The sequence below is a fragment of the Pseudoalteromonas sp. AWM4_233 genome, from assembly GCF_056158285.1.
Window position 1 is genome coordinate 666,294 of the sequence record NZ_JBSWSZ010000113.1, and the last position, 14,183, is coordinate 680,476.

General features: G+C 38.2%; 12 protein-coding genes. 8 read left to right on the forward strand and 4 right to left on the reverse strand.

Annotated elements, in window-relative coordinates; translation table 11 throughout:
- The first annotated feature begins 146 nt into the window (after positions 1-146).
- The 3 genes from ACXAC4_RS24375 to ACXAC4_RS24385 are packed head-to-tail and all read left to right on the forward strand — an operon-like array spanning position 147 to position 3,590.
- On the forward strand, positions 147-1,355 hold the full coding sequence (locus ACXAC4_RS24375; protein ID WP_475167732.1) for a PqiA/YebS family transporter subunit: 1,209 nt from the start codon (positions 147-149) through the stop codon (positions 1,353-1,355).
- Positions 1,348-3,006: an intermembrane transport protein PqiB gene (gene pqiB / locus ACXAC4_RS24380; protein WP_475166754.1), complete on the forward strand. Its 1,659-nt coding sequence runs from the start codon at positions 1,348-1,350 to the stop codon at positions 3,004-3,006. The genes ACXAC4_RS24375 and pqiB overlap by 8 nt, the downstream gene beginning before the upstream one ends.
- Positions 3,006-3,590: a PqiC family protein gene (locus ACXAC4_RS24385; protein WP_475166757.1), complete on the forward strand. Its 585-nt coding sequence runs from the start codon at positions 3,006-3,008 to the stop codon at positions 3,588-3,590. The genes pqiB and ACXAC4_RS24385 overlap by 1 nt, the downstream gene beginning before the upstream one ends.
- A 3-nt stretch (positions 3,591-3,593) precedes the next feature.
- Here the strand turns inward: ACXAC4_RS24385 and ACXAC4_RS24390 are convergent, their stop codons facing one another.
- The gene (locus tag ACXAC4_RS24390; protein ID WP_475166760.1) at positions 3,594-4,112 is read right to left on the reverse strand and encodes a GNAT family N-acetyltransferase; all 519 of its coding nucleotides are present in this window, start codon (positions 4,110-4,112) and stop codon (positions 3,594-3,596) included.
- A gap of 214 nt (positions 4,113-4,326) precedes the next feature.
- Here ACXAC4_RS24390 and ACXAC4_RS24395 point away from each other — a divergent pair, with 214 nt between their 5' ends.
- Both ACXAC4_RS24395 and ushA read left to right on the forward strand, forming a co-directional pair.
- Positions 4,327-4,506, forward strand: coding sequence for a hypothetical protein (locus ACXAC4_RS24395; protein WP_138479514.1), 180 nt, complete (start codon positions 4,327-4,329; stop codon positions 4,504-4,506).
- A 68-nt stretch (positions 4,507-4,574) separates the two neighbouring features.
- On the forward strand, positions 4,575-6,164 hold the full coding sequence (gene ushA / locus ACXAC4_RS24400) for a bifunctional UDP-sugar hydrolase/5'-nucleotidase UshA (RefSeq protein WP_475166765.1): 1,590 nt from the start codon (positions 4,575-4,577) through the stop codon (positions 6,162-6,164).
- Between the two features lie 61 nt (positions 6,165-6,225).
- Here the strand turns inward: ushA and ACXAC4_RS24405 are convergent, their stop codons facing one another.
- Together ACXAC4_RS24405 and ACXAC4_RS24410 are read right to left on the reverse strand one after the other, a co-directional pair.
- Complete coding sequence (locus ACXAC4_RS24405; protein WP_475166768.1) at positions 6,226-7,143, reverse strand: hypothetical protein; 918 nt, start codon at positions 7,141-7,143, stop codon at positions 6,226-6,228.
- A complete protein-coding gene (locus ACXAC4_RS24410) occupies positions 7,143-7,997 on the reverse strand; it encodes a PhnD/SsuA/transferrin family substrate-binding protein (RefSeq protein WP_475166773.1) in 855 nt (284 codons plus the stop codon). Before ACXAC4_RS24410 ends, ACXAC4_RS24405 begins: the two co-directional genes overlap by 1 nt.
- 287 nt (positions 7,998-8,284) lie before the next feature.
- Between ACXAC4_RS24410 and ACXAC4_RS24415 the strand changes: the two genes are divergently transcribed.
- Positions 8,285-9,097 (forward strand): S1/P1 nuclease, encoded by an 813-nt coding sequence (locus ACXAC4_RS24415; protein ID WP_475167735.1) that lies wholly within the window; start codon positions 8,285-8,287, stop codon positions 9,095-9,097.
- Positions 9,098-9,146: 49 nt separating this feature from the next.
- Positions 9,147-12,269: a TonB-dependent receptor gene (locus ACXAC4_RS24420; protein ID WP_475166777.1), complete on the forward strand. Its 3,123-nt coding sequence runs from the start codon at positions 9,147-9,149 to the stop codon at positions 12,267-12,269.
- A gap of 41 nt (positions 12,270-12,310) precedes the next feature.
- Here the strand turns inward: ACXAC4_RS24420 and ACXAC4_RS24425 are convergent, their stop codons facing one another.
- A complete protein-coding gene (locus ACXAC4_RS24425) occupies positions 12,311-12,730 on the reverse strand; it encodes a MarR family winged helix-turn-helix transcriptional regulator (RefSeq protein WP_475166779.1) in 420 nt (139 codons plus the stop codon).
- 129 nt (positions 12,731-12,859) lie between these two features.
- Here ACXAC4_RS24425 and hmgA point away from each other — a divergent pair, with 129 nt between their 5' ends.
- Positions 12,860-14,155 (forward strand): homogentisate 1,2-dioxygenase, encoded by a 1,296-nt coding sequence (hmgA, locus tag ACXAC4_RS24430; RefSeq protein WP_475166781.1) that lies wholly within the window; start codon positions 12,860-12,862, stop codon positions 14,153-14,155.
- The last annotated feature ends 28 nt before the right edge of the window (positions 14,156-14,183 follow it).

Here is a 14,183-nt window from a genome sequence, read left to right on the forward strand (position 1 = left end):
AATGCATTTTTTTGAAATTATTTTTCTTTTGCCTGTTTTGTAGGCACTTTTTCTTCTTTAAATACCAAATAACGCAATTACCTTGCTTTGTTTACTGCTGTAAATCAAACTCAGTAGATACTTAACTAGAATAAAACTTGCTATATATGATCCTCGCCTGCAAACATTGTGACTCATTAGTTCGTGTGTCTTCACTTGGAGAACATCAGCGTGCAATTTGTCCTTGTTGTAAAAATGAGATAGTCAGTTATCAAGCTAATCAACAACAATGGTTGATTGCATTCAGCCTTACCAGTCTATTATTCCTTTTTTCTAGTCTTTATCCCTCTTTTGTAAGCTTCAGCCAACATGGACTAGTTCAAGATATAAGTTTATGGCAGGCCTTTAGTTTGCTCGCAGATAAATATAGTGTCGTTCTGTCTGGTATTTTCGTGTTCAGTACATTTTTAATCCCATTGTTTGTATGCTTACTTGTACTATTAACTAACAGCCATTATTGGCAAGACCTAAATCCTCATAATGCTCGCTATCTAGCACGTTTACTCAATAAGACAAAAACGCTTAATCTCGCAGATATATTCCTCGTAGCCGTTTTAGTCAGTGTTTTTAAATTAATGTCTCTCGCAGATATCGGATTTGGTCTTGGCTTTTGGGCTTATATTTTATTTGTAGTTTGTTTTATAGAGACCTTGTCTTTAATAAATGAAACTGAATTATGGGAGAGGCAGCAGATGCTGTTTCAACCCGCACTGCTTCATGATGGTAAAAGCGCGAGAGCACAAGAACTCAAACAATGTTTAACTTGCTCTCAGCTTACCAGAGAAACCCATTGCCCGCGGTGTTATACTAAAACTTATTTCAGAAAGCCAAACTCAGCGCAAAGAGCAATTGTTTGGATGGTCACTGCAACGGTCTTTTTAATCCCTGCAAACCTGCTACCCATTATGAATACCGTTAATCTAGGCAATGAAACACCTGCTACTATTTTCTCTGGCGTAGTTGTTATGTGGCAATCAGGCTCCTACCCAGTCGCTATGCTAATATTCTTAGCCAGTGTCTGTATTCCGATTATTAAAGCCGTGGCATTGTTCTACTTAATATTACAATCGAGAAAGTGTACGCACCCTAAACGGGCAAGCACAATTTATCGTTGGTTGGAAATAATGGGGAAATGGTCAATGATTGATGTTTTCGTCGTGATTATTTTGGTTTCTTTGGTACAACTTGGTACTGTGCTCAGTGTTGAACCTCAAATTGGTATCGTTTTTTTTACTATCATGGTGTTATGTCAGATCGTCGCCGTGAATAGTTTTGACCCTCGGATTTTATGGGACAAGTTTCACAATCATGAATGAACATGCTTATATCGAGTCTAAGCCAAAATTTACTGTGATTTGGATTATTCCAATTATCGCACTGCTTATAACTGCTTGGATGTTATTTAAATACCAAACCGATCAAGGTCATACTATTTATGTAAAAATGACGACAGCTGATGGTATAACAGCGGGTAAAACAGAAGTTAAAGTAAGAAATGTTAAGGTCGGTTTAGTAAAAGGCCTAGAATTAGATTTATCTCAAAATGGTGTGTTAGCTAAAGTTCAAATCGGCAATCAATATGGTGACTTACTAACTGAAGATGCCAAATTCTGGGTTGTTAAGCCTCGCATAGATCAATCAGGCATATCAGGTATGAATACCTTACTATCAGGAGCGTATTTAGAACTAGAGCCAGGACAAAGCCAAAGCCTGTCCTATTTATTCACCCTGCAAGATGAACCAGCTTTGATAAGTAATGACATAGAAGGTAAGCGTTTCAAATTAACGGCGAATTCAGCAGAAGTTCTCGATGTTGGCACATCTATCTATTTTAGAGGCTACCGAATAGGTCAGATTGAATCCGGACGATTTGATGTTGATACATTGTCTATGCATTACGGCATCTTTGTCTTTTCTCCATATGATAAACTGATCACTAACAACACTATTTTCTGGGTTAGTTCAGGCGTTGATTTCAGCCTCAATACATCCGGCGTACAATTTTCAACTGGAAGTTTATCAAAGTTAATCAAAGGCGGTATATCTGTTGATTACCCTCCAGAACAAAAGCCTAATGATATTGCAGTCGCTAATAAAACTTATGCTTTGCATAAAAACTATTCGCAAGCACTAGAAAAACGCTTTGATGATTTCGACTTTTATATTGTCGAATTTGAACAGTCAATTCGTGGTCTCAATGCAGGTGCTCCTGTGGAATACAGGGGAATGAGGATTGGCACTGTTGAACAAGCACCGGCCCAAATAGAGAAAGATGGAGAACCCATATACTTTGAGCAAGACAACACACAAGTGCCGGTTCTGATAAAAATTGAATATGGCAGAATTTATAAAAATGAGCAGTTAGCAAAACAATATTGGCAACAAAATATAGACAAATGGATTATCTCTGGATTACGGGCATCACTAAAAAGTGGCAATTTGTTAACCGGTGCGGTATATATAGATTTTGATTTTTATAATAATGCTAATGAGATGAGTTATGTCACTAAAACTGACATATACCCTGTTCTTCCAAGCATATCGAGTGGTTTCACTGCTTTATCGGAACAAATGACAGCCTTAGTTAACAAATTAAATAAACTGCCATTTGAACAAACCACCAACACATTAAACAATACATTAGTGGCATACCAATCTCTTGCAAAAGAATTAAAGATCATGATCCACGAACTAAATAACAACGAGACTGCAGATAAAGTGGCTAAAAATTTAACTCAATTAGAGACAACACTTACTCAACTCACTAGTAGCTTGAAGCAATTTGAAACCACATTGTCTAGCTACCAACAAGAGTCTGGAGTTGTTGATCAGTTAACAAATACATTACAAGAGCTAGAAAATTTATCAAACACACTTAAACCTATTTCCAAGGGGTTAAATGAGCAACCAACTATGCTGATATTTGATAAAAACATTCCAAATGACCCAATTCCAGAGAAGCGATAATGCGTAATTTAACTATTATATTGGTACTACTGACGTTAACAGCTTGCTCGTCAGGCCAAAACATTCAGTTAAAATATTATGACTTTGCGTATCAACAAGAAGACAGAGCAAAAACTTCTGAGCAGACGGGAACTAAATATCTACATATCAATCAAGTAAAGATCCAAGGCGTTGCAGATCAACAGCCTCTAATACAGATTCTAAGAGATAACTCTGTCAATATTGCCAATTATCACTTTTGGTCTCAGCACCCTAAATATACGTTTACCGACTCCATGGCACGTGGCTTGGTAAAAAAGGTATCAAATTACAAAGTGATCCCTGCCGGAAAAACAGCGCCTCAAGATGGTGAGTTTATGCTCCAGGTGACTGTTACAAAACTTGCTGGCCATTATGAGTTTGGTTCACTGATTGAAGGCCAGTGGTTTATTTATCAGTTTAATCCCGAAGGTAAGATATTATTAAATTCTGAGCTGTTCTCAATTTCAACCCCACTAGAAGATTCAGGATTTGATGCGCTCATCAAAGCACATCAATCTAGCTGGGAAAAGCTTACTGATAAAATATCTGAAATCATTTTATAAAATTTATTTAAGTGAAAGTTGATACAGATTACTCACCCCCTGCTCTTCATTTAATATAACTTGTGTTTCAAAGTTGAACTTACATTTTTTTAGTAAGTTTATGCTTGCCGTGTTTTCAGGATCAGTGAGTCCACAAAGGTATTTCAGTCCTAGCGTATTGAGCGAGTAATCAATGACACATCTTGCCGCTTCGACCGCATAACCAAAGCCAGTAAACTCATCTAAAAATGCATAACCAATATCTGGGTACTGTAATGCAGGTCTTTTGTATAAGCCACATACACCAATTTGCCTGAAATCTTTATCATTATTTTTAAGACACACAATATAAGGTGAAAAAGTATCTAACTTATAAGGTGTTAAAAAAGCGGTTTCAATGTAATGTTCTGCATCTTTATGAGTTTTAATGCTTTTATCAGCTATATTTTTTTTAAAACTATCTTGATTCAATAATTTATAAATAAAACCGGCATCATTTAAAGTTGCCTGTCTTAGCAATAATCTTTCTGTATTCAATTTCACGATAGAGCCCTAATCATTTACTCTTGGATATGCCAAACAAAACTGTATACAATCTACAGCAAAAACTATAAATTAAACAACTAATTATCTAATATAGAGAATTCTTAAAACTACCGGTTATTAAAATTAACCTTTCTGTAACGTTTTGTTCTTTTATTTTAATCTGAGTTTGATAGGATGCAGTGGCTATAAAAACAACAGAACAGGTTAAGTAATGAATACTGAATCACCTATTTGTGATTTCGGCCTTCATCAAGGCGAGAAATACACTAGTTTACCTGCAAGCTTTTTAAACTGGATGGTTGAAATTGACCATGAGAAATGTGCATTTGCAAAACAAGAATTACTAAGAAGAGAAACTGCTGCGCTTAAAAGTTGCTCAAAAAGAAATTAGTGCCCACCTGTAGCGCTTTAGAGCATATAGTTTAAACTAAGCGCGTAATTACTACACACGGGTTTATTATGCGCAAATTTTTAGCTCTCTCGGTAGCTATCGCACTTTCAGGGTGTGCTACCTATACAGTTCAGCAATCAAAAGCTGAATATCTTACTATCCTTCATACTAACGATAACCATGGACGTTTTTGGCAAAACGAAAAAGGTGAATATGGCATGTCGGCAAGAAAAACACTTGTCGACAGGCTTAGAAATGCAGCCGAGAAAAATGGTCATGCCGTGTTATTACTTTCTGGTGGCGACATAAATACAGGAGTTCCAGAGTCAGACCTTCAATATGCAGAACCTGATTTCAAAGGTATGCGTTTACTTGGCTATGATGCCATGGCAATTGGCAACCATGAATTTGATAATCCATTGCATATTCTTGATAAACAAATTGAATGGGCTCAATTCCCTGTTCTATCGGCGAATATTCTAAATAAAAGTGATGCTTCTCATGCTTACCAACCATATACGATTATAGAAAAAAATGGTCTTAAAATTGGCGTGATAGGACTTACCACTGTCGATACAGTCAAGATTGCCAATCCCGAGTATGTAGGCCATTTGGACTTTATCAAACCGAGTATCGCTGCAAATAAAGTACTGAACGATATTAATAAAAAATATGAAGATATCGACGTTACTATTGCTGTTACTCACATGGGCCATTACCACGATGCAAAATATGGTATTAATGCACCCGGCGATGTTACTTTAGCAAGAGAGTTGCCAAAAGGCGCGCTCAATATGGTCATTGGCGGACACTCTCAAGAACCCGTTTGCGTAGATACACTCGGTAACCCAGATAAAGATTTTGCACCAGGAAAAGCTTGTAAGCCAGATAATCAGAATGGTACTTGGATCATGCAAGCCCATGAATGGGGAAAATATGTTGGTAAAGCAGAATTTAAAATCGAAGGTAAAAAAATTACGCTCGAGAATTATCAACTAATTCCGGTCAATTTAAAAAGTAATAATGGTGAAGTGATCGGGGAATATATTCCAGAAGATCAAGACATGTTAGATCTATTAAAGCCATTCCAAAAAATAGGAAAAGGTCAACTTGATTTACCAATCGGTTTTACTGATGCCTATTTAGACGGTAAACGAGATACTGTACGATTTAAGCAAAGCCCATTAGCAAGACTCATTATTAAAGCACAAAAAGAATCTGTAAAAGCAGATTTTGGCCTGATCAGTGGTGGGGGAATACGTCATAGTATTGAAGCGGGCGAGATCAGTTATAAAGACGTTTTAAAAGTTCATCCTTTTAAAAACAGAATTACGGCAATGAATTGGATAGGTAAAGATCTTATTGATTACCTTGAAATCGTTACTTCTTTCCCGATTGATGCTGGTGCTTATTTACAATATGAAGGGCTAAGTTTTGAACGAAAAGATGGCAAGTTAGTAAATATAAGAATTAACGGTCAAGCTTTAGAACTTAACAAAACCTATAGAATGAGTATCAACAGTTACAATGCAGCGGGAGGTGATGGTTATCCAGTGCTTGTCGGTAGAAAAGGCTTTGTTCCTTCAGAACGAACTGATGCTGAAGTATTAAAAGCCTATATTGAGAAATACTCACCTATTAAAGTAAACGAGCTATAAGTATTAGTCTTCCTTGTATGTTCATAAAAGATGCCAGGGCATATCTGGCATCTTTAATTCATTATTTGCCTCTTATCTCATAATCACTGTCTAATAAATCCTTAAGACCATAGCTATGTAATTTTGAGCGCGACCCTTCACCATGCGCTTTAGGTGGGTACAGTTTTGCTTTTAGTTCTGGGCTTTCTCTTAAAATTTCGTCAAGTGCAGCCCTAATCTCACTGAGAGTTTTTTCTAAACTGTTCGAGAAATTTGGCCTTTTTCTAACTGTATGTCCTAGAACAGATAATCTATGAAAATACTTTTCAGCGATAGTAAGTAACTCAGCTGGCACGTCTTTATTTAAATGAAGGTTTAAATCTGGGTAAGCATGGCTAAATTCGATCATTGCCAGATAAAAGCAAAGTGGCTTATTGGCCAATTGACTTTGAATCTCATTAGTCCCCTCTATAAATAGTGACTTTGAGTATAAATCAATTACTAACTTTGGTTTTATAGTTTCGACTGAAACCGCTCTTTTTTTCACTTTGTTTTCAATATGTTTTCTAAATACTTTGCGATAGAGTAATGCGTTAGCGAAGGTAAGTAACATCACTATAATGTATGTGTATTTAACATGGCTTCTATCAGCAATTAAAACCAAATAGATAGTTTTATAATTCGCAAACAATTCCAAAAATACTTTATCAGTTGGCTTAATAGTAGATATCGATTCAACTTTTACTCTAGAGTCAAGTGAATCAAGTTGTTGATTTAATTTCTCAATATAAATATCTACTTCTTGCTGATTGCCTGCATAGTTAAAAAGTGGTTCAGCTAATGGTAGGCTGCTGACATCCAGTGAGACACGCTTAGCTATTTGTTCGCTCTGCAATTTAACCGCCTGTGCTATTTTACTCTCTTGCCCCAAATAAAATAGCAAGCTTAACAAAACAAAAACGGCTGCTGTGAAAATATAAATTGGTTTTATGTTTATCATTATTTTTCACCAATAAATTTATAAGGTGAAAGATCGCACTGCCAGAACTTTTCTAGAGATTCAAAATAGGCACTGCCTACTGATTGCGCTATTTGTGTTGTGATTGTTTGCACTGCACAAGCGAGATCTGTATTGTTTTCTGTCAATTTAAGGTACCAACGGCTGCCAGTAATATTATCACCAATGGGGGTAATATAGTTATGAGAAAATTTTTCGTCATCAGCCTGATCATTCCAATAAGACGCGATAATATCTACTTCATTATTTGCAAGCTTTTCTCTTAATGCGGTGTGAGAGCTAACATAAGTAATATTTAGGTGTTTAATATCTAAATCTAATTGCTTAAATGCTTTCTTTGGCAAAATATGGCCAGATCGACTGGTTGGATAATCAAGCAAACCAATACGTTTATCAAGGAAATACGCTTTTTCAAGTTTAGGTTTTTCTTTATTGGAAATAAAAAATGCAGAGTAACTTGAATAGCCAATAATCGGTGTGTAGTTATGTGTCGCATCGGCACGAAGTGCTTGCATAATACTGTCTTTGCTCAATATAAGATCTGCGATACCTTTACCAAAAAATTCGATTTGTTCAGCTAAACTTCCCCCCCAAAAAACTTCAACATGACCAAATTGACGTTTAAGAACACTGTTTTGACAAAGCGCCGGAAGTATTTGTTCAGCAAGTTGTTTTGTGGGTACTTTAACTCTAAATACGGCTTGGTTTTCACTTGATGAAGTTTGGCAGTGGAATTTATGTTGCTGTATCGGCACCAGATCTATAGATGTACTAGTAATAACCAATTGAGATAATAGCCAAACTAACCATGTACTTGTGATAACAGACAGGAACAAGATAGTTTTTAACGATAATTTATATTTTTTTAACAAAACAAAAAGTAAGTTTATTGACAACACGGCTATTAGAGCAAGTTTACTTACTCATTACAATAGGTAAAATTATTTAAATTTCATAAACCCTTGATTTAACTACTTTGTTAACAAGTAATGATGAATAAACTTGAGTCCTTTATTCAAACTTCAAAAACACGGACAATTGACCTTAATAAGATTACGATTTACACGGGCTAACCATGTTGAATTTGACAACAGTTACTAAAACACTTGCTTTATCATTGACAATGTTAACAGTACTTAGTTCACAAAAAGCAGTTGCTTGGGGCCAAAACGGTCACAGAGTTATTGGTGAAATAGCTGATATGCATTTAACTGATAATACTAAATCAGCCCTACAGCCTTTATTAGCTGGTAGTTCTCTTGCCCAAATCTCAACCTGGCCTGATGAAATGCGCTCTAATCCAGAGCACTTCTGGCGAAAAGAATCTGGCAAATGGCATTACATTAATATTAAAGATGCAAAAAAAATGCATCAATATGTAAACACTTCTATTGACTCCAGAGATAAAGTTGCACATATTTTAGACGGAATTTATTATTCTATTAATATTTTAAAGAGCAATAAGAGCGACTTAGAATCTAGAAAGTTTGCTTTAAGCTTTCTAGTGCATTTGGTAGGTGATAGTCATCAGCCTTTCCACGCTGGACGCTCTGAAGACCGTGGAGGTAACTTAATTAAAGTATCTTTCTTCGGTAAAGAAACAAACTTGCATAGCACGTGGGATACGCATCTTATTGAAAATGAAAATTTATCTTTCACTGAGTTTGCAGATTTCATAAAAACGTCAAATAAAAAGACTATAAAGGCATACTTAAATAGCCAGCCTGCTGATTGGTTGGTTGAATCGAACAAAATATCTCACCGCGTATACGGTGAAAACGAAACAAAGCTCAGTTATGGCTATGTCTACAAGCATATGCCTGTTGTCAAAAAGCGCTTGTCACAAGGTGGTATCCGTTTAGCTGGGCTTCTTAACCAAATTTTTGACAGTAACGCAAAGCCGTTAACAGAAGCGCTTATCAAAAAGCGTGGTTAATGGCATGCAAAAAAGTAAGTTAAATAATCTCAACACGGGAAACAATAAAATGAAAACTCAACTACGCAAAACGGCACTATCGCTTGCAGTTATTGCTGGCATCGGTGCAAGTGGCGCTGCGTTTGCTAACGAAACCTCTTCTGCAGTGAAAGGTCAGATCGTTGGTCCACAAGGTAATCCAGCTACTGGTACTACAGTAACTATCATGCACTTACCTTCTGGTTCAACTAAAGTGGCAACTGTAAATGATGCAGGTTACTTCTCAGCAAAGGGTTTACGTGTAGGTGGTCCTTACCAAATCATCGTTGATTCAACGACTTTTGAAGATCAGCTTATCGAAAACGTATATCTTTCTCTTGGTTCTGACTACCCAGTAAACGTTCAGTTGAAAGCTCCTTCAGATATCGAGCAAATCGTTGTAACAGGTCGCCCAATTAGCCAGATGTCTGGTGGTACAGGTCCTGCTGCGACTTTCACACTTGAAAACCTTCAAGAAGCACCAGCAATTAACCGTGATCTTCGTGATATCGTTCGTGCAGATCCACGTGTTTACGTAGATGAGAGCCGTGGTGCTATCCAATGTGGTGGTGGTAACCCTCGCTTTAACAGCCTGACACTTGACGGCGTTCGTATGAACGACAACTTTGGTCTAAGTTCAAACGGCTACCCTACTGTTCGCGCACCTTTCTCTTTTGATTCAATCGACCAGGTTGCTGTTGAACTAGCACCTTTCGACGTTCAATACGGTGGTTTCACTTCTTGTAACATCAACGCGGTTACAAAGTCAGGTGGTAACGACATCAGTGGTGGTATGTTCTACGACTACACAAATGACTCTATGAAGGGTGATAAGGTAGAAGGCGAAGACATCGACAACGGTGATTACTCTGAAAAGCGTTACGGCTTCCACGTTGGTATGCCTCTGATCGAAGATTCATTATTCCTATTTACTTCTTACGAGAAGTTAGAAGGTGTTGAGCAATTTAGCTACAGTGCTTTAAACAATACTGTAAGCCAGTCTGACCTTGACCGTATTATCGCAATTACAAAAGACAAGTATAACTATGACCCGGGTACAATGGTTCCTAGTATGCCTGTTGAAGATGAAAAACTGCTAGTTAAGCTTGATTGGAACATTAACGACAGCCACCGTGCTAACGTAGTGTACAACTGGAATGATGGTTTCCGTTTATCTCAGTCTGACCAAGCAAGTGATGAGCTACCGCTAAGCAACCACTTCTACGAGCAAGGCGCAGAGATGACGTCAATCGTAGCGTCACTATATTCAGACTGGACTGATGAACTTTCAACTGAAGTACGCATCGGTAAAACTGATTTAGATGGTCGCCAAGCATCACTAGATGCTGCATCTGGTTTCGGTGAATTCCAAATCACGACTGAAGATGATGGTACAGTTTACATTGGTCCAGATGACTCTCGTCAATCAAACGATCTAGACTGGGATAACTTCACGCTTAAATTAGCGGGTACTTATTACCTTGACGAGCACACAATCACTGCTGGTTACGAATTTGAAGAATTAAATGTATTCAACCTATTCATGCAGCATACACAAGGTGAATTCCGTTTCAGCTCAATTGAAGATTATGAGAACGGTGCTGCATTCACGTTCTACAACAACTCAGCTGGTACTAACAACCCTAACGATGTAGCTGCTTCATTCTCTTATGCGCAGCATACTTTCTACGTTCAAGATGAATACGCATTCTCTGATATCGATGCAACACTAACGTTCGGTCTACGTTATGACCGTTACACAAGTGATGACAGTCCAACAGAAAACAAGCGCTTTGAAGAACGTTACGGTTTCATGAACACTAAAAACCTTGACGGCGTTGACCTACTTCAACCACGTGTAGGTTTCAACTGGTATGTTGATGACGCGTTAGAAGTACGTGGTGGTATTGGTCTATATTCTGGTGGTAACCCGAATGTATGGCTATCTAACTCATACTCAAATGATGGTGTGACTCAAATTGGTAAGCGTGGTTTCTATGCTAACTTATTTGAAACCGAGTTAACGAACATGCACGGTGGTACACCAGGTTACGATGTTCCTAAAGACATGTACGACGCTATCGGTAACACAGCTATCGGTGATGGCGACGGTGCTGTAAACTCAACTGCGCCTAACTTTGAAATTCCTTCAGAGTGGAAAATCGCTTTAGGTGCAACCTACACAACTGAAGACGAGTATGTATTCAGCGTAGATTACCTATACACAGATAAGCAGAACTCAGCGCTTGTAAAAGACATTGCACTTCAGACAACTGGTGAAACTGCACCTGACGGTCGTCCTCTTATTGAAGAGCGTGAAGACGGTCGAGATGGCGACTACATGTTAACTAACGTATCAGGTCCAGATGCTAAGTCACACATCATCTCTGCTGCAATGAGCAAGCGTTTTGATAATGGTATTGACTTAACACTATCTTATGCGTTCACTGACTCTCAAGATGTGAACCCAATGACAAGCTCAACAGCTGGTTCGAACTACGGTAACATCGCGACATTCAACCCGACTGCACCAAGTTTATCTACGTCTGATTATGAAGTACCACATCGTTTTACTTTACAACTTGGTTATAAAGTAGAACTAATTGACGGCTTCAAGACTAAGTTCAACCTATTCGGTCAGGCAAGCAAAGGTCAACCGTACAGCTACCTATTCTCTGGTAGTGACAGCGCGTTTGGTGATGCAAGCTGGAATTCACGCAGTGGTCGTCAGCTAATGTATGTTCCTGAAATCAATGATGACAAAGTAACTTACAACATGACATCAGCTGAGATCGAAGATTTCCATAACTGGATCGCTGAGCAAGGTTTAGATCGTGGTCAAATCGCAGCACGAAATAGCCAAAATGCTGATTGGTTCAAAAAGCTAGACTTCAAGATCACTCAAGAAGTACCTGGATTTATGGATGGTCACAAAGGTGAAGTATTCTTCGTTATCGACAACTTAACTAACATGTTAAACGATGACTGGGGTGTAATGCGTAAAGGTAACTTCGTAGGTAACCGAGTTGTTAAGGCAGCTATTGTTGACGGTAAGTACGTTTACTCTGACTTCAATCCAAATGCAGCTAACCAATCTGTACAGAAAGATGTATCAGTTTGGGAAATGCGTTTCGGTGTGAAATACACTTTCTAATCTAAATTAGATTTATTAAGGCCAACGCAAGTTGGCCTTTTTTATATGTGTTCATTAAGTTTGTGTAACACTGCTTTCAATGTCACTCGTTCTTGTTCTGACAGATCTTTTAACAATGACTTTTCCCAAGCTTTAGCTGAGACTGACAGTTTTTTATAAATCTCTCGCCCTTCTTTAGTTAAAAACAGTACTTTGCTGCGCTTATCTCTTTCGTCGGCTTTAAGCTCTACTAAACCTCTTGATTCTAGTTGTTTAATTGCTCTTGATATCGTTGATTTATCAATTCGAGCGAGATCAATTAACTGTTTTGCAGTAAAGCTCGATTGTGCGAGATGTGCCATAACACGCCATTGAGGCGAAGTTAAATCGGCTTGCTCTTTATACACATTCGCAAAGTCATCACTTACTTTATTGGCTAAATGTACAAGTTGATAAGGTAAAAATTCTGTAATTTCTAACATAAACTGTCTTTTATTTTCTGCATCTCATTGCCTTTGTAAACTAAATTATACAAGCAAAGTTTGTTTTTTAATTTGAACATAGTCTCACATGAGAGTATCTTAATTGCAAACATCAAAGGAGCAAGTTCTATGAGCACAGAATTTCAGTACTTAACAGGTTTTGGAAACGAGTTTGAAACCGAAGCTTTACCAGGCGCATTACCAATAGGTCAATTCTCACCACAAAAAGTCAAATACGACCTATATGCAGAACAATTTAATGTAACCGCGTTCACAGCACCACGTGCTGACAATCGTCGTAATTGGTTCTACCGCATTCGTCCTTCAGTTGTTCAGGGGGACTATACGTCGATGGACAATGGTTTATTAAGAACAGCGCCAATTACTGAAGTGCCAACGCCCCCTACTATGTTACGCTGGAACCCTATTGACATCCCAAGTGAAGCAACAGACTTTGTTGAAGGCTTAGTAACCATGGCAGCAAATGGCAGTGCAAACGGTCAAGTGGGTATTGGTATCCACGTCTATGTTGCTAATAAATCAATGCAAGGTCGTTATTTTTATAATGCCGATGGTGAATTGCTATTCGTTCCTCAACAAGGCGAAATGGTTTTACATACTGAGTGCGGTAAACTTGCAGTAAAGCCGGGCGAAATTGCAGTTATTCCACGTGGTATCAAGTTCTCAGTTGAAGTAATTGGCGACAGTATTCGTGGCTATATCTGTGAAAACTACGGCCACCCTTACATTCTGCCTGAGCGTGGTCCTGTAGGCGCTAACGGTTATACTAATGAGCGTGACTTCCAATATCCTGTAGCAGCGTTCGAAGATCTTGAAGGTGACTTTGAGCTTGTGGCTAAGTTTAACGGTAACCTATTCCGCTGTGACATTGGTCATTCACCACTAGACGTTGTGGCTTGGACAGGTAATAGCGCGCCTTATAAATATGACCTTTCGCGTTTCAACGTGATGAACACCGTTAGTTTTGACCACCCAGATCCATCAATTTTTACAGTCTTAACGTCTCCATCAGGTACTGCCGGCGTTGCCAATGTCGACTTTGTGATCTTTCCTCCACGTTGGATGGTTGCAGAAGATACTTTCCGCCCACCATATTATCACCGTAACATCATGAGTGAGTTTATGGGCTTAATTGAAGGTGTGTATGACGCTAAAGAACATGGTTTTGTTCCTGGTGGGATGAGTTTACATAACTGTATGTCACCACATGGCCCTGAAGCCGATGTATTCGAAAAAGCTTCAAATGCAGAGCTTGAGCCGCAAAGATATGAAAACACTTTAGCTTTCATGTTTGAGTCTCGTTATGTGATCTCGCCAACAAAATATGCACTTGAAGGCAAAGAAAGACAACAAAATTACCTTGATTGTTGGAAAGGTATCAAAAAGTACTTCAAGGGTGCTTAAGCTTTCTATAATGTTATAAATATTAGGC